A 19,363-nucleotide genomic window follows, 5' to 3' on the forward strand; every position below is an offset into this window, starting at 1 on the left:
GGTCCTTGAGACGAGAGGAAAGAAATCAGCCGTTTTGGCAACGTCCGGCCGCTGCGGCGAGAAGGGAGGACGCAGCCAGAAGGGCGGCGGCAAACAGGAAGGTCGCCCACCAGCCCAGGGCATCGAACAGCAGGCCGCCGGCGGACGCACCGAGCGTGATGGCAAGCTGGATCGTCGCCACCTGCAATCCGCCGCCGGCTTCGGCGTCCTCGGGCATGGTGCGGCTCAGCCAGGTGCCCCAGCCGACCGGTGCGGCGGTGCCGAACAGGCCCCAGCCGACAAGGAGGGTCGCTGTCGCGGCAACGGAGGATCCGAACGCGACGAGCGCCACGGCAAGGACGGCCATGACCAGCGGGATCGCGATCAGGACGGAAAACAGGCGTGTGTGCAGGAGGGTGCTGACGAGGTAGGTGCCTGCGACGCCGGCAAGGCCCATCCCGAGGAGCAGCAGCGAGAGAATGGGGATCGATACCGCAGTCACCGTCTCCAGGAAGGGGCGGAGATAGGTAAAGAGCGCGAACTGGCCCATGAACAGGAACAGGATCGACGCCATGCCGAGCGCGACCGGCTTCCGAAGAAGCAGCCGGAACACGTTGGACGACGTCTTGGGGCTGATGAATGTTCCTTCGGCGGACGCGGCGGGACCCGACGTCGTCTCGCTGCCCCGAGGTGGCAGCGACGGCATTTTCAGCCACTGCCAGACCAGCGCCACGATCGCCAGCGGCACCACCGCGAAGAAGGCGCCGCGCCAGCCGACATAGCTTTCGAGCAGGCTGCCGAGAGGCGCCGACACCGTCGCGGCAATGGCGTTCCCGGCGTTCAGGATGGCCAGCCCCCGCGGCAGGCCGTCCTCGGGCACGAGGCGCATGACGATCGCCGTCGACATCGACCAGAAGCCGCCGATCGCGATGCCGAGAAGCGCACGCCCGATCATGAGGACGAGATAGTTGGGTGAAAACGTCACGATCATACCGGAGATCACCAGCATCAGCGAGAAGGCGGCGAGCATCAGCCGCCGGTCCAGCCTGCGGGTGAGGCCGGCCACGAACAGGCTCGTCAGCACCGCGAACAGCCCGGAGATGGAGATCGCCTGACCTGCCCGCCCTTCCGTCACGCCCAGCGCGGTCGCGATGGGAGAGAGAAGGCTGACCGGCAGGAATTCGGATGCGATGAGCACGGCCACGCAGAGGGCCATGGAAATCACGGCACTCCAGGCCGGTGTGGACACGGTCGTGCCGGCAGCCGTGGCGGCTTGCGAGCGTTTCCCCGGCGTGGCGTCGGGAAGGCCGGGGTCGTGCGATGCGCGTGCGTCTGTGCGGGCTTGCTGTGTCATGAGGCGAAGGTAAGGCGAATGCAGTCCGGGAATTAGCCGTTGCAATTCGCATGGACTTATCGATGATGGACATCAATCCGGCGAGCGGACCGGCGAAACGGATACGGGCAACCATGAAGCGCGAAGATCTGAACGACATGCTCTGGTTTCTCGCCGTCGCGGAGGAGCGCAGCTTTACCAAGGCGGCGGCGAAGCTCGGCACGTCGCAATCGACCATCAGCCATACGATCAAGAAGCTGGAAGCGCGGATGGGCCTGCGCCTTCTGACGCGGACGACGCGCAGCGTCGTTCCGACCGAGGCGGGCGAGCGCCTGATCCGTTCGCTGGCGCCGCGCATCGAGGAGCTCGAGACCGAGATCGACCAGCTGATGGAGATCCGCGACAAGCCGGTGGGCTCAGTGCGGATCACGCTGTCGGATTATGCCCAGGAAAGCATCGTCTGGCCCAAGCTTCGCCCCCTCCTGCACCGCTACCCCGACATCAAGGTCGAGCTGAACAGCGACAACGGCTTTCGCAACATCGTCGAGGAGAAGTTCGATGCCGGTGTCCGGCTGGGCGAAAGCGTCGACAAGGACATGATCGCGGTTCGCATCGGCCCGGATTGGCGGCTGGTGGCCGTCGCATCCCCGGACTATCTGGCGACGCGAGAGACGCCGCGAACGCCGCAAGAGCTGGTCGGCCACATCTGCATCAACCATCGTCAGGCGCGAGCCGGCGGTCTCTATGCGTGGGAATTCGAGAAGGATGGGCGGGAGGTTCGGGTGCGTGTCGACGGACAGCTGACGTTCAGCACCTCCTACGCCATGATCGATGCGGCGGTTGCGGGCTACGGCATCGCCTATGTTCCGGAAAGTCTCGTCACCGCGGATATCGCCGCCGGTCGCCTTATCCAGCTCCTCGACGACTGGTGCCCTCTGTTCCCCGGCTACTATCTCTACTATCCGAGCCGCCGACAGAACTCGCCGGCCTTCCGCATCGTGGTCGATGCCCTGAAGGCCTGACCAGCACCGCCAAGTGACCAGCAACACCACGTGATCGGCATCGCCAAGTGATCGTCAAGACGCACATATTCAGATGCTCCAGGCGAAAAACGAAAAAAGGGACCTCTGTTGCGAGAGGCCCCTTCTGAATTGGTCGTTACAGACTTACTGAACGATCTGGACGACCTGTCCGGTCTGCGGATCGACGATCAGGCGCTGCTGGTCGACGATGGCGTAGGAATAGGACGGATCTTCCGGAATGGGGGTCAGAACGACCGTCTGCGGCACGCGCTTGCCCACGACGATCGGCTCATCGACGACAACGCGCTGCGTCGGCATGGGCTGCTCGCGGACATAGGTGACGACGCGTGCCGGCGGCGGATCGATCGCCGTGCCGGCAATCGCGCCGACGGCGCCACCCACGACGGCACCGACCGGGCCGCCGACGACGGCACCCGTTGCCGCACCGCCGGCAAGGCCGGTCACGGTGCCGTTACCATCGGCATAGGCGGCCGTGCCGAAGCCCAGCGACATCACGGCGAAAGGAATAAGAAGAGCGGTTTTCATGGTTCTGGTCCTTGTGGTGTTTCGAAGCGTCTTGTCGTGTGGTTCGAGACGGAAAGGCTTTGCATGACCTCTTGGTTCCGGCTCGGGACTTCAGTCCAAGCCATGCGCCAGCGCATCGGACTTAAGTCTGACGTGAGGCGCGAAAGGGAAAAGGGAAAGGCGGGAACGGCGCCTGGTTGCGGTTCGTCCGTAAGCGAGTGTGGACATTCTGACGACGCCGGAAGGCGTGGTCGAAACGAAGACGGATGTTAACCACCATCTGCAACCGCGGCTTTACGAAGACGATGTAAGGATGCCCCAAAGGGATCTTTCATGCGTCTTGTCACCAAATTGAACGTTGCGCTGCTCGGCGTCGTCGCCGTTTCCGCGGTTCTCAACTTCGCGACCTTGCGGCTTGCGGTGCTGCCGAGCTTCGCTGCCCTCGAGGAACAGTCGGCCGAGCGAAACCAGACCCGCGTGCTGGAAGCCATCCAGCTGCAGAAGGATCAGGTCGCCAACAGTGCCGGCGACTATGCCATCTGGGACGACACCTATGCCTTCATGCAGGGCGAGGGGCCCGACTATCAGGGAAAGAACGTCACGGCGGAGTCGCTGAAGACGCTGGGCGTCACCTTCTTCGTTGCGATCGACACCGAGGGACGCGTGGTCCTCGACAGCGGCTATGCCGACGACGCGGAGGAGCCGCGACCGGTGAAGCTCCTGTCGGCCGACCGCGTGCCGCAGGGCAGCCCGCTCCTGTCCGAGCCCGAAGGCGTGGCCATCCGCTCGTCCCTGATGCAGACGGCGGAAGGTCTCGCCGTCATCGGCTATTCGCCGATCCTGCGCTCCGACAGGACAGGCGCTCGTGCCGGAACGCTCATCCTTGGCCGGCTTCTCGATGTGGACGCGATCCGCGCGGCGACCCGCGTCGACTTCGATCTCGTGGCAACGTCAGCCTTCCCGACGCGGCCGATGGCCGAAAGCGACGGGACGGTCGACAAGATCGATCCCCTGCTCGGTCCGGACGGCCGGGCGCTGGCGATGATCCGCTCGCATACGCCGCGCGACATCACGGCCGTCGGCGAGAAGACGATCCTCACGACGCTGCTGCTCCTGCTCGCCGGCGCCACGGTCCTCTTGATCGTGCTCGGCGTGATCCTGCGGACCATCGTCATCCGTCGTATCGAGACGCTGCGCGCGCACCTCCTGTCGGTCGCCGCAACCGGACATCTCGATCCGATGCGGGAGGACGGCAAGGGCGACGAGTTGAGCGAAACCGTTATCACCTTCAATGCCATGACGCGCCAGCTCGACGACCTCAGGGCCAAGCTGCGGCGGCAGGACTATGACCACGGCGCCGCCGACGAGGCCGCCGGCCTTCTGCACAACGTGCGCAATGCGCTCAGCCCGATCTCGGTCGTCGCCTGGGGGCTGGCGAAGGCGAACGCCGCACCCTGGAAGCAGAACCTGAGCAAGGCGCTCGACCAGCTTGGCGAGCAGGGGCTCGCACCCGACCGCGCCGCCAAGCTGCAGCAGTTCGTCGCCTTGTCGTCGGCGCGACTGATGGACGAGGACCGGGCACGGCAGGAGGAAGTCGGCTCGCTGGTCGCTATGCTCCGCCATGTCGACGACATTCTCAAGGATCAGGACCGCGCGGCCCAGCGGGAGCGCGTTCTCGACGCGGTGGACGTCGCCGCCTCGCTGCGCAACGCCATGCCGCTGATCGAACGGCGCAGCGGCATCTCGGTGGATCTTAGTGACCTGCAGTCCCTCGCGGTCCTCGGTCATCGCGTTCCGCTCGAACAGGTCTTCGGAAACCTGATCGTCAATGCGGCCGAGGCGATCGAGGCGTCGGACAGGGGCACGGGCACGGTGCGCATTGGCGTGCGGCCGGTCAGCGACGCCGCGGGCACGGAAACCGTCGAGCTGACCGTCACCGATGACGGCGTCGGCATCGACGGGGAAAACCGGGATCGGCTGTTCGAGAAGGGATTCTCGACGAAGACGGGCGGCAAGCGCGGCGTCGGCCTTCACTGGTGCGCCAACGCCGTCAATGCCATGGGCGGCCGCCTGTCGGTCGAAAGCAACGGGCCGCAACAGGGGGCCACGTTCCGGATCGTCCTTCCTGCGGCACTTTCAAGACGAGACGCAGCATGACGATACCGACCCAGGAAAAACGCCGGATCCTGATCTGCGACGACGAAGCGGGTATTCTCGACGCCTACCGCCGGATCTTTTCCGACCTGCTCGCGCCCGCAGCAGAGGCGACCGCCAGCGACTACGATGCCCTGGCCGCCGATCTCTTCGGCGACGCGCCTGCGGCCGCGGTCGGCGTGATCGACGAGATCGTTACCTGCCGTCAGGGCGAGGAAGCGGTCGAGGCCGTGCGCGCGGCAAAGGCCGCCGGCCAGCCTTTCGGCGTGGTGTTTCTCGATGTGCGCATGCCGCCCGGGATCGACGGCGTCGAGGCGGCGCGGCAGATCCGCGCGATTGAGCCCGTGATCAACATCGTGATCGTCACCGGCTATTCCGACCACCGCCCGGCCGAAATTGCCGGCATGGTGGGAACGCTCGACCGGCTGTTCTATCTCGTCAAACCCTTCGATGCGGACGAGGTGCGGCAGATGGCGACGACGCTCGTCAACCGCTGGACCAGCGACAGCCGGATCGCGACGGAACTCGCGGCTCAGGTCGAGGCGCTGGAGGAACTCAACAAGGCGTTGCGGGCCAGCGAAGCATCCGCCCATCAGGCCGCCCGCCGCGACCCGCTGACGAACCTTCTGAACCGCACCGGCCTTCAGGAGCAATTCGACAGTGCCCGCATCCGTGCAACGGCGACCGGCGCAAGGATCGCGCTGCTGTATCTGGATCTCGACCGTTTCAAGTGGGTCAATGACACCCATGGTCATGGTATCGGCGACCTGCTGATCTGCGAGGTCGCGCGGCGCCTGTCGGCTGCGGTTCTCGACGACGGCTTCGTTGCGCGCCTCGGCGGGGATGAATTTGCCGTCGTCTGCGAGACGATACGCCTCGAACCGGTGCTGGACCGCGTCCTTGCGGCGGCGCAGGCGCCGTTCGTCACGGGTGCGCATCATCTGCCGGTTCATTTCTCCATCGGCTATTCCCGCGACAGCGACGAGGCGGAGACCGATCTGCCGGAGCTTATGCGCCAGGCTGATGTCGCGCTGTATGTCGCCAAGGATGCCGGGCGCGGGATCGCGCGCTCGTTCGACCCCTATCTCGACCAGATGTTCCTGCACGACCAGGCGATGGCACGCGACCTGAAAGTCGCGATCGAGACGAACGGCCTTTCGCTTAACTACCAGCCCTTGATGTGCATCGACGGCAAGACGGTCACCGGCGTCGAGGCGCTCCTGCGCTGGGAGCATGGCGACCATGGCCTTGTTTCGCCCGAGGTCTTCGTGCCGATGGCGGAAAAGAACGGCCTCATGGGAGAGCTTGGCGACTGGGTTTTGAGAAACGCCCTGACGGACGCGCGGGCCTGGCCCGACGTGACCACCTCGATCAATCTCTCCGTCCTGCAGTTTGCGAAACCGGATTTCGCCGAGACCGTGCTGACGCTCACGCGGGAAATGGGTGTCTCGCCGGACAAGATCGAGTTCGAGATCACGGAAACGGCGATGACCAACGACACGGCCCTGTTTCTCGCGCAGGTCGAGATCCTGCGGCTGGCCGGATTCCGGTTTGCACTCGACGATTTCGGCAGCGGCTATGCCAGTATCGGCTATCTCTCGCGGCTCAATTTCCACAAGCTCAAGATCGACCGCTCCTTCGTCAGTGCCCTGACCACGAAGCCGGATGCCGACAAGATGATCCGATCAATCGTCAGCCTGGGCCTGGCCATGGGACTGACGATTACGGCGGAGGGCGTGGAGGACGTGATCCAGCACGACATCCTGAAGGCGGCCGGCTGCGACCAGCTTCAGGGGTTCCTGTTTCACAGGCCGTGCTCGCGAAGCGAGCTGGAGAAGATCCTGAGCCGCGCACGTCCCGGCCGCCAGAATGCCGCTTGAGGGAATGCCAACGGACCCGGCCGTGCAGTCCGCTCCGGCGAGCAGGGAAACAGCCGCGGCTACTTCTGAACGCCGCTCTTGTCGGTGCCGAGCTGGCCCGAAAACGCGACCAATGCGTCGGCGACGCCATAGTTCGGCGTGCGCTTCATGGTCTCGGAGAGGGCCAGCACATTGGCCTTGTAATGATCGCCCTTCAACGTGCCTGTCTGCTCGAAGGTGGCGACCAGCGCCAGAAGCTGGGCCTCGTGCAGGAGATGCAGCTTCTCGATTTCCTGAAACGGGTCTTTTTTCTCGTCCTTGGCCATGACAGGTCCACTTTCTCGGAGGGTGCTCCGTGTTTGAAGAACATGTCTGCGGCAGGCCGCCACGCGGGGCGACCTGCCGCAGACACGCCGCTCGCCAACGCGCCGCCCGCAAGGGGTTCAAGGGCGGCGGCCGGCGAGACGGTCAGGTGCCGTTATTCGACGACCTGAACCACGGTGTAGGTGTTCGGATCGACGATGACCCGGCGCTCGTTGACGACGGCATAGGCATAGGTCGGGTCTTCGGCGACCGGGGTCAGCACCACCTCGCGGGGAAGCGGCTTGCCGACGGCCACATCCTGCTCGATGCTGATGCGCTTTTCGGGCAGAGGCTGGCTTTCGACATACTGCACGACGCGCGCCGGCGGCGGATCGATGGCCGTACCGGCGATGGCGCCGACGGCCCCGCCCACGACGGCACCGACAGGACCACCGACGACAGCCCCCGTAACCGCGCCGCCGGCAGCGCCGGTGACGGTTCCCTCCTGGGCCACGGCCGTGCCGGCAAGGGCGATGAGTGCGGTTGTTGCAATGAGAAGATGTTTCATGGGTTCCACCTTTCGGATCGTTGCGATGCCCCTCAACCCGGTTCGCGCCGGCCCGTTCCGCAGCTCAGACTTTTGCCATGCGACCTCCGACTTTGGTCGCACGGTGAGCAGGGAGAACGGGAATCTCTGGCAAAGGTCTCTGGCGATGGCGCTCTTGCCTTGCGTTAGGCGCCTTCCATGTAATCGCACACTGACATATTGGCGGCTGGCAGCCGACGTCGAGGATCCATGCGCCGACCCATTGAAGGGCACATCCAGAGCCGAATGCGCGCCATGACCGGCCGCTGGAATGCGCTGTCCCTTGCGCATCAATTCTTCATCGCCGGGGGGGCGGTCGCGCTCGTTGCGATCGTGCTCGTGGGCGCCTTCGTCACCAATCTGATCGAGGCGACGGTGACGCGCAATTCGGCAGCGGCAACCGCGCTGTATGTCGACAGCATCATTGCGCCGATCCTTCCCGATCTGAAAACGGCCGCGGCTCTTGACGAGACCGTGGAGCGGGCGCTCGACGAGACCCTGAGCCAGGGCGCACTCGGCCAGCGGCTGATCTCCTTCCGGCTCTGGCGGAAGGACGGCACCGTCCTTTATGCCAATGACAAGGCGCTGATGGGCCGCCGGTTCGAGCCGAACGCCGATCTGCAGCGCGCCTTTTCGGGTGGGATCGTCGCGCGTTTCGATCATGCCGACGACCCGGAAAGCACGACGGAGAGGGCGACGGGGAAGCGGCTCCTGGAGATCTACAATCCCGTTCTTCAGCCCTGGTCGGGCGAAATCGTTGCCGTTCTCGAGTTCTACGAGGTGTCGAACGAGTTCGAGAACGATCTTCGCACGGCTCGCCTCTCCACCTGGGCGGCGGTCATCCTGGTGACCCTGCTGTTCTTCAGCGTGCTTTCGCTGATCGTGTTTCGCGGCAACCGGACGATCGAGCGGCAGCGTGTGGCGCTTGCCGGCCGCATTGCGGAGCTCTCCTCGCTTCTCTCCGAAAACAAGGCGCTCAGCGCGCGCGTGCAACGTGCCTCGCAGCGCACTGCCGCGCTCAACGAGAACTTCCTGCGCCGCGTCGGGGCGGACCTGCACGACGGGCCGGCGCAACTGGTGGCGTTTGCCGGCCTGCGGATCGACAGCGAGGTCTTGCTTGATCCTTCGGTTTCGCGCGCAAGACGGGAGCAGGAGATCACCGCGATCAAGGACAGTCTCGACGAGGCCATGCGCGAGATCCGCAGCATCTGCACGGGTCTCGTCCTTCCCGATATCGAGGCGCTCGGCGTCCGGGACATCGTCGAACGCGCCGTGCGCGCCTACCGCCAGCGCACCGGAGCGCGGGTGGCGCTGGTCGACGAAACGCCAGTCGAGCTTCCGGCTTTGTCCACCGCCATGCGCATCTGCGTCTATCGTTTCGTCCAGGAAACGCTCAACAACGGCTATCGACACGCGCATGCCAAGGGTCAGAGCGTCACGCTGAACGTGACGGATCGGACGGTGACCGTAAAGACGGCCGACGAGGGAGCCGGCTTCGACGTCTCCGCGGTGCAGCCGAAAAGTCTCGGCCTTGCCGGCCTGCGCGAGCGGATTGAAAGCCTCGGCGGGCAATTCAATATACAGGCAACGCCGCAAGGCACCGTGGTCACGATGCGCCTCGGCCTGGAGGAGGGGGAACAGACATGAAAGAGGCAGGCATGAGAGAGGCGGGCATGAAACAGGTCGGCATGAAACAGGCGGGTATGACTTCGGCAGGTCCGGCGCATACAGGACAGGCGATCACCATCGCCGTGGTGGACGACCATCCCCTGTTTCGCGAAGGCGTAAGTCGCAGCCTCAATGAAATCGGCGGTTTCCGGATCGTGGGCGAGGGCAGCAGCAGTGCCGACGCCGTCCGGCTGTCGCGCGAATGCGCGCCTGACGTCATGCTCCTTGACATTTCGCTGCCAGGCGGCGGGCTGGAGGCGATCGAACCCATCCTCGAGGATTGCCCGACGCGCATTCTGATCATGCTGACGGTGTCGGAAAGCGCCGACGATCTCAAGACAGCCATCCAGCGCGGTGCCAAGGGCTATGTGCTGAAGGGCGTCGGCTCGCGCACGCTCGCGGATATCATCCGGACCGTTCATTCCGGCGAAAGCTACATCGCGCCGGCGCTGTCCTTCAAGCTGGTGGCCGACATGACCGAGGCCCATGCCAAGCCGGCCGATCAGGACGTGCTCGCCGGCCTGACCGCCCGGGAGCAGGACGTGCTGAAGCTCGTTGCATCCGGCCTGAGCAACAAGATGGTCGCCCGCGACCTGAACCTGCATGAAAAGACGATCAAGCATCACATGACGCGGATCTTCGTGAAACTGAACGTGAAGAACCGCACCGAGGCGGCCTTGGCCATGCGGGACGCCAACCAGCCCCGCTGACGGGGTCTCGCTCACCGCTCTAGTCACCGGCGTCGCGGGCTTGAGGGCAAGGCGCTCGAGCCCTGGCCGTCAGCGGATCGCCAGCCGCCGGAGCCTCTCGCGATCCGCCCGCGTCGCGCGGCGATCGACAACGATACGCCCCTGGGCATCCCGCATGACGTAGCGGTCGCCGGTCAACTGTTCCCGAAAACCGTTGCGATGCCGTATGCTCAGGGCCTGACCGTCCGCCCCGTCGGCATCCGGCCTCGAGAAGGCCGGAAGGCTCGAAGCCGGTGCGGACGCGCCCGTGTCCCCATTGTTGCTGCCCGCGGAACCGCTCTTGCCGCGCCCGCCGTTGCTGCCATTGCTATTGCCATTGCCATTGCCATTGCCATTGCCTCCCCCGCTGCCCCCCGAATTTCCCCCGCCATTGTTCCCTCCACCGTTGTTCCCCCCTCCGTTGTTCCCGCCGCTGCTGTTCCCCCCGCCGTTGCCGCCGCCATTGTTTCCGCCTTTGGCAAAGGCGGAAACGCCGTCAAAGGGGATCGTCCTGTCCAGCGCAGGGCGGACGGGGGCTATGGCGAGGAGACAGCCCATCAGGCTTGCGAGATACAGCTTTCGGTTCATCATCTCTCCGGACCCCGGCGCGTCATGATCGTTGCCAGTCTACGTTCCCGCGACGTCGTTGGACTATCGCGGTGACGCCATCTCTCTGCATTGCCCGACGATCGGGATCACCGTTGAAGCCCTTTGTCATGACCAAAGTTCCATTTTTCGGGCGGCCTCCCACCAAAGGCGCAACCGCACCGAAAAAGGTCTGATGCCGGCCCCGACTGAAGTCCCGACATGGGAACCTTTGCGCAGCACATCCCCAAGCGATGGAAAACAGGCCCTTCGACAAGAGACGCATACGGCTGCAGATGGGTTTCGCTGCGGGTCGAAATGCGGACACGGCCCCTGCCTCCGGCCGGAGCCTTGTCGAGACGCTTGCCTCCAACGCTGCCGGGATTCAGTCCCGGTTCATCTCCGGAGGGTCATATCGGGTCCTGGAGACACGCTATGACCGAAACGTTCCATGATCAGAAACTGCCGGCGAGACGCAGCCTGCCGCTCAAGGCGATGGCCGGGTGCGTGACGGCGGCGATCGGTATGAGCTACGCGATCGGCAGCTATGCCGCGCACGCGCCGAGGGATGTCGGAATCGGCGCCAGTTCCTGCGCCGCCACGGTCGAGATGCTCGGAGACATGCATTTCGATCGCATTGTCACGGCGTGGAGCTCGGGCTTCATCAGCGGATCCAACGCCGGCATCTCCGGCGAGCGCGCGCGACCCCGCGATATCGCGACCGTCTCGGAAGCCTCGATCCTTCGCCACGTGCGAACCTTCTGCGCCGCGAACCCTACGGAAACCCTGGGCTCTGCCGTGGCGACCCTGTTTGCCACTCTGCCGGACGATCATTAGCCGGATGTGTAATTCGGGATGGCTTCGCGCCCTACGGCGTCTCGGGTCAGCGCCGATCTCGGACCGGACGCGTCGTCCGCTCTGTCACTTCCGGACGAGACTGAAGGAGAAATGGCTGCCGCGATGATAGTCGATCGCGTAGATGACGGGGATGCCCGTGACCGTGTAGCAGGTTTCGGTGATGAGCAGGGCAGGGCCGAAGCTTGCAAGATCATGGCGGTCGATGACCTCGTCCGGCAGCATGACGGCGGTGACCTGGGCGGATGACATGCGCGGCCGTTTCTTGTGGTGATCGAGCAGCGAGAGGAGCGAGCCGCTCCAGTCGGTCTCGTCCAGCGCGCCGGGGATCAGGGCGCGCGGCACGTAATCGATGCAGTAGAGGATCGGCACCGCCTCTTCGAACCGCAGCCGCTCGATGCGGATGACGCGATCGGTCGCTTCCAGCCGCAGGCGCGCCTGCAAACCCGCATCGGGTTCCTCTTCCGAAATCGACAGGACACGGTTCACCGGCTTGTAGCCGTAGTGGCGCGTCATCTCCGTGACGCTTTCGAAGGCCGTGATGGGACGATCGACCTGAACGGCGGCGATGGCCGACACGAACCGGCCACGCCCATGCTCGACGTAGATCAGATCGTCCTGCTCGAGGAGTTTGAGTGCCTCACGCACCGCCGCGCGGGAAATCTTGAAACGCCCGGTCAGCTGGGCTTCCGTCGGCATCTTGTCGCCGGGCTTCAGGCCCTCCTGGCGAATCAGATCCGAGATCCGGTCGCGCAGCTGGATGACAAGAGTTCGGGCATCACGAAGCGACTCGTCCAAAGCAACCCTCGTGCCCTTCCCGTGAAATTCTTTCATGTCCGACAACGGCCTTTTGGTCAAGCGTCAAGCATTAGCAGAGCCTCTTGGAACGATGTTGTCCCAATCTTTCCGGCGTTACGCACCTCCTCAACAAGAGCTCTTGCAAGAGGGAAGTCTTCGAGGGGAAACGGGATTTGGCTTGCTCTCGCCGCACCATTCTATCCCGGACCATCTTGACAGAAAAGATGCCGGATGTCAGTTGTCTTACAACATTGAAGGAGCGGCAAGGCCGGAGCCATGTCCGCCGAACGGGAGGAACGTCATGCTGAATTTCGACGAACAGCGCTATCTTCGTATCCAGTCGGGAGCGGTCGCGCTTGCCGGCCGGTTCGATGAGGTCATCGGCCGCTGCCTGGAAGCGGGCGCCGACAGCGTGTTCTTCCTCGGCACGGGCGGGGCGGCGATCCTGATGCAGCCGGCCTACCAGCTGCTGCAGCGGCGGTCGCGCTTCCCCGCCTTTATCGACCTGACGGCCGAACTGGTCATCACCGGCTCGGCCAATCTGACCCGCAACTCGATCGTGGTGATGCCGTCGCTGTCCGGCACGACCAAGGAGAGCGTGGCGCTTCTGGCGAAGATCAAGGAGATCGGCGCCACGGTCCTGACGCTGGTCGGCCATGCGGAAACGCCGCTCGGGCAGGGTGGGGACCATGTCTTCGTCAACTTCGCCGAAGACGACACATCCTGCGAGTCCTTCTATCTCCAGTCCCTCTTCGTCGCGCTGTCGATCATGAAGCACCGCGGCGAGATTGCGAACTACGATCAGCTGATCGGGGAAATCCAGGCGCTTCCCGCCGGCCTTCTGGCGGTCAAGCGCGCCTATGAGGGACAGGCCGAAGCCTTTGCACGGGTGCTCGCGGGCTCGGATTACCACATCGTCACGGGTGCCGGAAATGTCTGGCCGGAGGCCTTCTATTACGGCATGTGCATCCTGGAAGAGATGCAGTGGATCCGCACGCGGCCGGTCCACGCGTCGGACTTCTTTCACGGCACGCTGGAACTGGTCGAAAAAGGCGTCAGCGTCATCCTGTTCAAGGGGGAGGACGCCTGCCGCCCGTTGGCCGACCGGATCGAGAGCTTCGCGCCGTCCTACACGGACAAGCTCACCGTGCTCGACACCGCCGCCTTCGACCTGCCGGGCATGTCGAGCGAGCTTCGCGCCCTTCTGTCCCCCGTGCTTCTCGCGGCCGTCCTCGAGCGGATCAGCGCCCATCTCGAAGTGATGCGCGACCACCCGCTGACGACACGCCGCTACTACAAAAAAGTGGCGTACTGATCTCGTCGGCGAACCCGAGGCAGCGCATCGCGTTGCCTGTTGCATGGCAAGGTTTCCCTTGCCATGCCGTTTCGAGAGGGCAGGGTGATCGGAACGCGCTGACCCGTTTTGTCTGCAATGTCCCGGTGCCGAGGCAATCGCCCCGGCGCACTCTACAAGACTGGAGCAAGGTGCCTGATGTTTCCCGCCCGTTTTGGCATTGTCGGCGACAATTGCGTCGATCGTTTCCAGCCGCCCGTCGCCCAGTCGCTGATCGGCGGCAACGCGATCAATGTTGCCGTGCAGCTGGCCTTGCTCGGCCATGACGTTTCCTATTTCGGGGCGGTCGGCATCGACAAGGATGGTGCGCGAACGCGCGATCTGTTGCGCGCCAACGGCGTGCGCACCGATCATCTCCGCGAGGTCGCAGGCAACACGGCCTTCACGAACATCGACATCACGGAGACGGGCGAGCGTATCTTTGCCCATGAAGATTTCGGCGTCTGCAAGGACTACATCCCCGACGCGGAGGATCTTCAGGCGCTTCTCGCGATGGATCACGTGCATCTCGGCTGGATCGCCGACGACGGCCTGGTACGGCGCCGTCTGGCGGCCGGCGGCTGCAGCCTCTCGCAGGATGTCTCCGTCAACAATGATCCCGTGCATCTCGGCGTTGCCGGCCTCAGTGTTGCCTTCGGCTCGGCGGGCGAGGACGGAGACGCTGCCGACGCGATGATGGCGCAGTTCCTGGCCGATGGGGCGCGGCTTGCGGTCGTGACCCGCGGTGCGCGGGGCTCCTGCGCCACGGATGGCGCCACCCGGGTCGAAACCGGCATCGCGCCGGTTGACGTGGTCGATACGACAGGCGCGGGCGACAGTTTCATCGCGGGATTCCTGCACGCCATGATGGACGGCCGCGATCTCCAGGACTGCCTCGTCGCCGGCCGCAGCCGCGCCGCAGTGACCTGCACGCATGTCGGCGGCTTCCCGCAGGACATCCAGCCCCTCTGAAGTGCGTTGCGTGAAAAAGGATCCACGCATCACGCTTTGAGTCCTTGTCTTGATGTATGTCGTTTCCCGAAACCGCTGCACACGTGTCGGCGACATGCATGAGATCGTCCCCCCCACCCGTAAGGCGCATTGCACCCGTGGCCGGGTGCCGGGGCAACAGCTCCGGCCCTGATACACCTGGGTGAGACGAAGGCGTCTCGTTTCCGGCGCTCAGCGGGCGTCAGTGCAGGATCTGGCTGAGAAAGGCCCGGCTGCGCTCGCTTTGTGGATTGTCGAAGAAGGCGGCCGGGGCCGCTTCTTCGATCACCCGGCCGCGGTCCATGAAGATCACCCGGTCGGCGACCTGGCGGGCAAAGCCCATCTCGTGCGTGACGCAGATCATCGTCATGCCGTCCTCGGCCAGCGACACCATGGCGTCCAGCACCTCCTTGACCATTTCCGGATCGAGCGCCGAGGTCGGTTCGTCGAACAGCATGACGTTCGGGTTCATGCAGAGCGCCCGGGCGATGGCGACGCGCTGCTGCTGGCCGCCGGAAAGCTGGCCGGGATATTTGTGCGCCTGATCGGCAATCCGGACGCGTTCGAGATAATGCATGGCCGCCGCAATGGCCTCGGGCTTGGCCGTCCTGCGCACCCAGATCGGGGCAAGGGTACAGTTTTCAAGGATCGTCAGGTGCGGAAAGAGATTGAAGTGCTGAAACACCATGCCGACGTCCCGCCGGACCTCGTCGATGTTCTTCTCGTTGCCGTCCAGCTCGACGCCGCCAACGACGATGCGGCCCTCTTCATGGGCTTCGAGCCGGTTGATGCAGCGGATCAGCGTCGATTTTCCGGAGCCCGAGGGCCCGCAGATGACGATGCGTTCCTTCTTCGCGACATCGAGCGTGATGTCGTCCAGCGCATGGAAGCTGCCATACCATTTGTGGACGCCCGACAGGGAAATCTCGGGGGCGATGTGGGTCGGTTGCGACACGGGACTATGATCTCCGGTTGGTGCGGATTCGGGCGGCTGGGGAGCGGGCGGGGGGCGGGCGGGGGGCGGGATCGTCGGGCGGCGTACGATCAGCGCGCGTTGAAGCGGCCGAAATGGGCTTCGATGCGCGATTGCAGGAACTCGAGGCCGATCGATAGGATCCAGTAGATCATCGAGGCCGTGATCAGCATTTCGATGTGACGGAACTCCGTCTGCCCCTGGGTGCGCGCGAGGTACATGATTTCCCAGACGCCGACGACAGAGACGAGCGAGCTGTCCTTGAGCATGGCGATGAACTGGTTGCCCGTCGGCGGCACGATGACGCGCATGGCCTGCGGCAGGATCACGAGGAACATCGTCTGGTTCGGGCTGAGACCGAGCGCGGTCGCGCCCTCCGTCTGCCCGCGGTGGATGCTCTCGATGCCGGCCCGGAAGATTTCCGTCATGTAGGCGCCGTAGCAGAGCGACAAGGCGAGGATGCCGGCGGGAATGGCGCCGATCACATATCCCACCTGCGGCAGGCCGAGATAGATGATGTAGATCTGCATGAGCAGCGGCAGCCCGCGGAAGAGCGAGGTGTAGAAGGTCGCAAGGCCGTAGATGACGCCGTTCTTCGACAGTTTCGCGATGGCGCCCGCCAGCGCGATGACGGTGGCGATCGCAATCGAGATGGCCGAGATGTAGAGCGTCGTCACCACGCCTTGCGAGATCATGAAGCCGATCTTGCGGGCGATGAAGGAAATCGACAGGTCGAACGAATAGAAGAACAGCATCAGGAGCGTGAACAGCTCCAGCCAGACCGCGACGATTTGCTGCCGGCGGGAGAGGAACTGCAGGAGCTTCCAGTTGACCGCCAGCAGCGCGGCGATCGTGACCGCCGACACGATACGCGCCAGCGGCTTGTTGTTCTGCAGCCAGTCGGCCATCGACGGCGCGACCTTGCCCATCCAGGCCGCGCTGATCCCCATTGCATAGAGAGCGGCAGCAACAAGCGTGAAGATGGACAGGATGAAGAGGCGCCGCGCCGCTTCGGGATGGTTTAGGATCAGTCGTCCGAGCATCGAGATTCCCCGCCGGATCAGGCTGCGCGTTCGCGCCACCAGTCCTGCATCTGCAGTTTCCAATAGGTCAGCTGAGCGGTGGCAAGGCCCGCAACGCCGCCGGCCCAGACGAGCCCGAACGGCGAGAACATCGTGTAGCGATCCGACTGTCCGAGAATGCCTTCCGCAACCAGCTTGCCGCCGATCGCCGTCGTGTTCAGCCCGTGGCCGCCAAAGGCGGTGCAGTGCCAGACGTCCGGCTGCATCTGCCCGATCTGCGGCATGAGGTGGCGGGCATAGGACATGAGGCCCGACCAGGCGAGTTCGGTCTTCAACCCTTCCAGCTGCGGGTAGGTCCCGAGCATCTCGCGTCGCAATGCCTGTGCAAGCGCTGTCGGAGACGCGGCGCGTGTCGTGATCCGTCCGCCCCAGAGAATGCGCGTGCCGTTCTCGACGACCCTGTAGTAATCGCCCGCCCGCCGGTTGTCGCCGATGGCATCCGTGGTCGCGATCGCGGTGCGGATCAGGTCGGGCGCGGCCTCGGTGATCATGACATACGTCGCGATCGGCAGGTAGGCGCGGCGGAGGCGGCCGACGAGTGAACCGGTATATCCCCCGGTCGTGAACACGACGTGGCGCGCAGAGACGCGACCCTGCGGCGTGTCGATGCGTTTTTCCGGGCCGTCGAGCATGCAGCGTGTGGCAGGCGTGCGCTCGAAGATCGTCCCGCCCAGCCGCTCGATCTCGGCGGCAAGCGCCCGGAGATAATTGAGCGGATGCATGTGAAAGGCCTGGGGGTCACGCAGGCCCTGGAAATAGCGCCGGGATTTCAACCGTGCACGGACGGCATCGGTCTCGAGGTAGTCGAGCGTGTAACCGTAGTCCCGGGAGATCTGGTCCGCATAGCGGCGGAGGCTGTCGCCATCGTCGTATCGGGTCACGCTGGTGATGCCGGGAACAGGCTTCGCATCCAAGATCGACAGGTCGCGAATGGTGTCGCGCACGAAGGCCACGCCCTCGATCGACAGGCGGTGAATGTCCTGTGCGGCCTTGGCGCCGGCAAGCCGCGCAATCGCATCGCTGCCGGTGGCAAAGCCCGGGCTGACGAAGCCGCCATTGCGCCCGGAGGCGCCGAAGCCGACGCTTTCGGCCTCGAGCACGACGACGGCATGGCCGGCCCGCGCCAGTTGCAACGCCGTCGTCAGGCCGGCAAGGCCGCCGCCGATCACCACGGTCTGGGCGTCGACACGCCCCGACAGCGGGGCGCGCTCCAGCGGGCTCGCCATCGTGCGGCGATAATAGGTATCCGGATAGGTCATGATGAGGGATCGCTTCGGCAGGGAAAGACAGTGCCTGCGGCGCAGGCACTGTCGGGGTCTCAATCGGCGCTATAGTCCTTGCCGTACCATTTGGTGGTCAGCGCCGCGAGCGTACCGTTGGTCTTCATATCCGCGATCAGGCTGCCCACCTTGGCCGTCCATTCCGGATCGACCTTCTCGTCGATGACGACGAGCGGCTCACGGAAGGCATAACCGCCTTCGAGGATGCGCAGCGGATAGCCGTTCTTGATGGCGTTCTTCGCCGTCTGCTCCGGCGCGATCACGGCATCCAGCCGGACGCCATCGCCAAGGCGAAGATCGTCGAAGGGCAGCATGGAGTCGGCAAAGGTGCGGATTTCGCCGGGCTCGAGATTGTATTCGATCGGCGGCAGGCCGGGCGCGTCGATCTCCAGCTGGTGGCGCACGAAGTCTTCCGAGGTCGTCGCCGTTTCCACGCCGATCACCTTGCCCTTGAGGTCGGCGACCGTCTTGGCGGCGCTGTCCTTGTGGACGACGTAGACATAGGGGCTGTAATAATAGATGCCCGCAAAATCGATGACCTGCGCCCGCGCCTTGGTCGGCGTGACCGAGCCGACGCCGAGATCGTAGCGGCCCTGCCAGCGTCCGCCCGTCAGGGTCGCCCAGTCCGGTGTCTGGAAACTCACCTCGACGCCGAGCCGCTTGGCGATTTCCTTCGAGACATCGATATCGAAACCGACCATTTCATTGTTGTCGTCGAGGAAGCTCTGGGGCGGCCAGCTGCTGTTGGTCGCCACCACCATCGCCTTTTTGTCCATGACGCGATCCAGCGTCTCGCCGGCAAAGGCACCGATCGGTGCTGCCAGAAGCGCTGCACCCGTGAGGATAAGTCCGAAATATCGCATGTTCCCTCCCAAGAACGTCAGAGTATCTTTGTAAGATGTCTGACAACTATTTAATGCCGCCGATCGCCTTGGTGTCAAGAGGGGATCCGGAAAACGCGATGCTTCTCCCGCATGATGCCATGCGCTTGATGCACCATGTGTGGTCAGGCGGGTTGGCAGCGACCACCGAACCGGCAATCAACCGGCATGTGGATCGGAAGCCGGCCGACCTTGGTTTTGGAGACGAAGACCTTCGACAAGGGTGCTACGGCGGCAAAGACCGCCTCACGCTGGTCATCCCAGATGCGATCGATCCGCCGAGGTCTTTGACATGGCGGTAAGAGCCTTGATGTTCCGCGGTTCCATAAGACAGCTTATCTGATCCGGTGATGTAGCCGGGGCAGCTTCCATTTTCAAATGCAACGAGGACAATAATGGCCATGGTTTCAGGAGGATGGAATGGCCCGC

General features: G+C 64.3%; 19 protein-coding genes. 8 read left to right on the forward strand and 11 right to left on the reverse strand.

The window, feature by feature from the left end; genetic code table 11:
- Positions 1–25: 25 nt before the first annotated feature.
- Positions 26–1,195, reverse strand: coding sequence for an MFS transporter (locus ASG03_RS14845; RefSeq protein ID WP_082475793.1), 1,170 nt, complete (start codon positions 1,193–1,195; stop codon positions 26–28).
- A gap of 251 nt (positions 1,196–1,446) precedes the next feature.
- On the opposite strand from ASG03_RS14845, the gene ASG03_RS14850 reads away from it, so the two are divergent.
- A complete protein-coding gene (locus ASG03_RS14850; protein ID WP_062479217.1) occupies positions 1,447–2,334 on the forward strand; it encodes a LysR family transcriptional regulator in 888 nt (295 codons plus the stop codon).
- A 144-nt stretch (positions 2,335–2,478) separates the two neighbouring features.
- On the opposite strand, the gene ASG03_RS14855 is transcribed toward ASG03_RS14850, so the two are convergent.
- Positions 2,479–2,880 (reverse strand): DUF1236 domain-containing protein, encoded by a 402-nt coding sequence (locus tag ASG03_RS14855; RefSeq protein WP_062479220.1) that lies wholly within the window; start codon positions 2,878–2,880, stop codon positions 2,479–2,481.
- Between the two features lie 312 nt (positions 2,881–3,192).
- Between ASG03_RS14855 and ASG03_RS14860 the strand changes: the two genes are divergently transcribed.
- Both ASG03_RS14860 and ASG03_RS14865 read left to right on the forward strand, forming a co-directional pair.
- Positions 3,193–5,016: a CHASE4 domain-containing protein gene (locus ASG03_RS14860; protein WP_062694202.1), complete on the forward strand. Its 1,824-nt coding sequence runs from the start codon at positions 3,193–3,195 to the stop codon at positions 5,014–5,016.
- The gene (locus ASG03_RS14865) at positions 5,013–6,893 is read left to right on the forward strand and encodes a putative bifunctional diguanylate cyclase/phosphodiesterase (protein ID WP_062694204.1); all 1,881 of its coding nucleotides are present in this window, start codon (positions 5,013–5,015) and stop codon (positions 6,891–6,893) included. Before ASG03_RS14860 ends, ASG03_RS14865 begins: the two co-directional genes overlap by 4 nt.
- A gap of 59 nt (positions 6,894–6,952) precedes the next feature.
- Here ASG03_RS14865 and ASG03_RS14870 read toward each other — a convergent pair whose 3' ends face one another.
- The gene (locus ASG03_RS14870; RefSeq protein ID WP_062479228.1) at positions 6,953–7,198 is read right to left on the reverse strand and encodes a hypothetical protein; all 246 of its coding nucleotides are present in this window, start codon (positions 7,196–7,198) and stop codon (positions 6,953–6,955) included.
- A 152-nt stretch (positions 7,199–7,350) separates the two neighbouring features.
- On the reverse strand, positions 7,351–7,743 hold the full coding sequence (locus ASG03_RS14875; protein WP_062479231.1) for a DUF1236 domain-containing protein: 393 nt from the start codon (positions 7,741–7,743) through the stop codon (positions 7,351–7,353).
- 228 nt (positions 7,744–7,971) lie between these two features.
- Between ASG03_RS14875 and ASG03_RS14880 the strand changes: the two genes are divergently transcribed.
- The gene (locus ASG03_RS14880) at positions 7,972–9,408 is read left to right on the forward strand and encodes a sensor histidine kinase (RefSeq protein ID WP_244475274.1); all 1,437 of its coding nucleotides are present in this window, start codon (positions 7,972–7,974) and stop codon (positions 9,406–9,408) included.
- A 56-nt stretch (positions 9,409–9,464) separates the two neighbouring features.
- Positions 9,465–10,139: a LuxR C-terminal-related transcriptional regulator gene (locus tag ASG03_RS14885; protein WP_062694254.1), complete on the forward strand. Its 675-nt coding sequence runs from the start codon at positions 9,465–9,467 to the stop codon at positions 10,137–10,139.
- Positions 10,140–10,208: 69 nt separating this feature from the next.
- Here ASG03_RS14885 and ASG03_RS14890 read toward each other — a convergent pair whose 3' ends face one another.
- Positions 10,209–10,745: a hypothetical protein gene (locus ASG03_RS14890; protein ID WP_244475275.1), complete on the reverse strand. Its 537-nt coding sequence runs from the start codon at positions 10,743–10,745 to the stop codon at positions 10,209–10,211.
- Between the two features lie 432 nt (positions 10,746–11,177).
- On the opposite strand from ASG03_RS14890, the gene ASG03_RS14895 reads away from it, so the two are divergent.
- Positions 11,178–11,579 carry a hypothetical protein gene (locus tag ASG03_RS14895; RefSeq protein ID WP_062694207.1) on the forward strand — a complete coding sequence of 134 codons (402 nt, stop codon included), beginning with the start codon at positions 11,178–11,180 and terminating at the stop codon, positions 11,577–11,579.
- Between the two features lie 84 nt (positions 11,580–11,663).
- Here ASG03_RS14895 and ASG03_RS14900 read toward each other — a convergent pair whose 3' ends face one another.
- Entirely contained in the window at positions 11,664–12,395 is a 732-nt protein-coding gene (locus ASG03_RS14900; RefSeq protein ID WP_062694210.1) for a GntR family transcriptional regulator, read from the reverse strand.
- A gap of 301 nt (positions 12,396–12,696) precedes the next feature.
- Here ASG03_RS14900 and ASG03_RS14905 point away from each other — a divergent pair, with 301 nt between their 5' ends.
- Complete coding sequence (locus ASG03_RS14905) at positions 12,697–13,710, forward strand: SIS domain-containing protein (RefSeq protein ID WP_062694212.1); 1,014 nt, start codon at positions 12,697–12,699, stop codon at positions 13,708–13,710.
- A gap of 177 nt (positions 13,711–13,887) precedes the next feature.
- Entirely contained in the window at positions 13,888–14,700 is an 813-nt protein-coding gene (locus tag ASG03_RS14910) for a PfkB family carbohydrate kinase (RefSeq protein ID WP_062694215.1), read from the forward strand.
- Positions 14,701–14,920: 220 nt separating this feature from the next.
- Here ASG03_RS14910 and ASG03_RS14915 read toward each other — a convergent pair whose 3' ends face one another.
- The 5 genes from ASG03_RS14915 to ASG03_RS21880 form a co-directional block, all read right to left on the reverse strand.
- On the reverse strand, positions 14,921–15,673 hold the full coding sequence (locus tag ASG03_RS14915; RefSeq protein WP_062479250.1) for an amino acid ABC transporter ATP-binding protein: 753 nt from the start codon (positions 15,671–15,673) through the stop codon (positions 14,921–14,923).
- 89 nt (positions 15,674–15,762) lie between these two features.
- On the reverse strand, positions 15,763–16,734 hold the full coding sequence (locus ASG03_RS14920) for an amino acid ABC transporter permease (protein ID WP_062694257.1): 972 nt from the start codon (positions 16,732–16,734) through the stop codon (positions 15,763–15,765).
- A gap of 17 nt (positions 16,735–16,751) precedes the next feature.
- Positions 16,752–18,032, reverse strand: a complete 1,281-nt coding sequence (locus ASG03_RS14925; RefSeq protein WP_062694217.1) for an NAD(P)/FAD-dependent oxidoreductase — start codon at positions 18,030–18,032, stop codon at positions 16,752–16,754.
- A 59-nt stretch (positions 18,033–18,091) separates the two neighbouring features.
- Positions 18,092–18,916: a transporter substrate-binding domain-containing protein gene (locus ASG03_RS14930; RefSeq protein WP_062694219.1), complete on the reverse strand. Its 825-nt coding sequence runs from the start codon at positions 18,914–18,916 to the stop codon at positions 18,092–18,094.
- A 244-nt stretch (positions 18,917–19,160) separates the two neighbouring features.
- Positions 19,161–19,363 (reverse strand): hypothetical protein (locus ASG03_RS21880; RefSeq protein WP_210168551.1); only part of this gene is annotated, 203 nt, incomplete at its 5' end.

The organism is Rhizobium sp. Leaf341 (assembly GCF_001424325.1).
GTDB lineage: Bacteria > Pseudomonadota > Alphaproteobacteria > Rhizobiales > Rhizobiaceae > Ferranicluibacter.

Bases quoted from the DNA above. Each gene is read 5' to 3' on its own strand.
- ASG03_RS14845 (WP_082475793.1), bottom strand. From the start codon at position 1,195: ATGGCCCTCTGCGTGGCCGTGCTCATCGCATCCGAATTCCTGCCGGTC.
- ASG03_RS14850 (WP_062479217.1), top strand. From the start codon at position 1,447: ATGAAGCGCGAAGATCTGAACGACATGCTCTGGTTTCTCGCCGTCGCG.
- ASG03_RS14855 (WP_062479220.1), bottom strand. From the start codon at position 2,880: ATGAAAACCGCTCTTCTTATTCCTTTCGCCGTGATGTCGCTGGGCTTC.
- ASG03_RS14860 (WP_062694202.1), top strand. From the start codon at position 3,193: ATGCGTCTTGTCACCAAATTGAACGTTGCGCTGCTCGGCGTCGTCGCC.
- ASG03_RS14865 (WP_062694204.1), top strand. From the start codon at position 5,013: ATGACGATACCGACCCAGGAAAAACGCCGGATCCTGATCTGCGACGAC.
- ASG03_RS14870 (WP_062479228.1), bottom strand. From the start codon at position 7,198: ATGGCCAAGGACGAGAAAAAAGACCCGTTTCAGGAAATCGAGAAGCTG.
- ASG03_RS14875 (WP_062479231.1), bottom strand. From the start codon at position 7,743: ATGAAACATCTTCTCATTGCAACAACCGCACTCATCGCCCTTGCCGGC.
- ASG03_RS14880 (WP_244475274.1), top strand. From the start codon at position 7,972: ATGCGCCGACCCATTGAAGGGCACATCCAGAGCCGAATGCGCGCCATG.
- ASG03_RS14885 (WP_062694254.1), top strand. From the start codon at position 9,465: ATGACTTCGGCAGGTCCGGCGCATACAGGACAGGCGATCACCATCGCC.
- ASG03_RS14890 (WP_244475275.1), bottom strand. From the start codon at position 10,745: ATGAACCGAAAGCTGTATCTCGCAAGCCTGATGGGCTGTCTCCTCGCC.
- ASG03_RS14895 (WP_062694207.1), top strand. From the start codon at position 11,178: ATGACCGAAACGTTCCATGATCAGAAACTGCCGGCGAGACGCAGCCTG.
- ASG03_RS14905 (WP_062694212.1), top strand. From the start codon at position 12,697: ATGCTGAATTTCGACGAACAGCGCTATCTTCGTATCCAGTCGGGAGCG.
- ASG03_RS14910 (WP_062694215.1), top strand. From the start codon at position 13,888: ATGTTTCCCGCCCGTTTTGGCATTGTCGGCGACAATTGCGTCGATCGT.
- ASG03_RS14920 (WP_062694257.1), bottom strand. From the start codon at position 16,734: ATGCTCGGACGACTGATCCTAAACCATCCCGAAGCGGCGCGGCGCCTC.
- ASG03_RS14925 (WP_062694217.1), bottom strand. From the start codon at position 18,032: ATGACCTATCCGGATACCTATTATCGCCGCACGATGGCGAGCCCGCTG.
- ASG03_RS14930 (WP_062694219.1), bottom strand. From the start codon at position 18,916: ATGCGATATTTCGGACTTATCCTCACGGGTGCAGCGCTTCTGGCAGCA.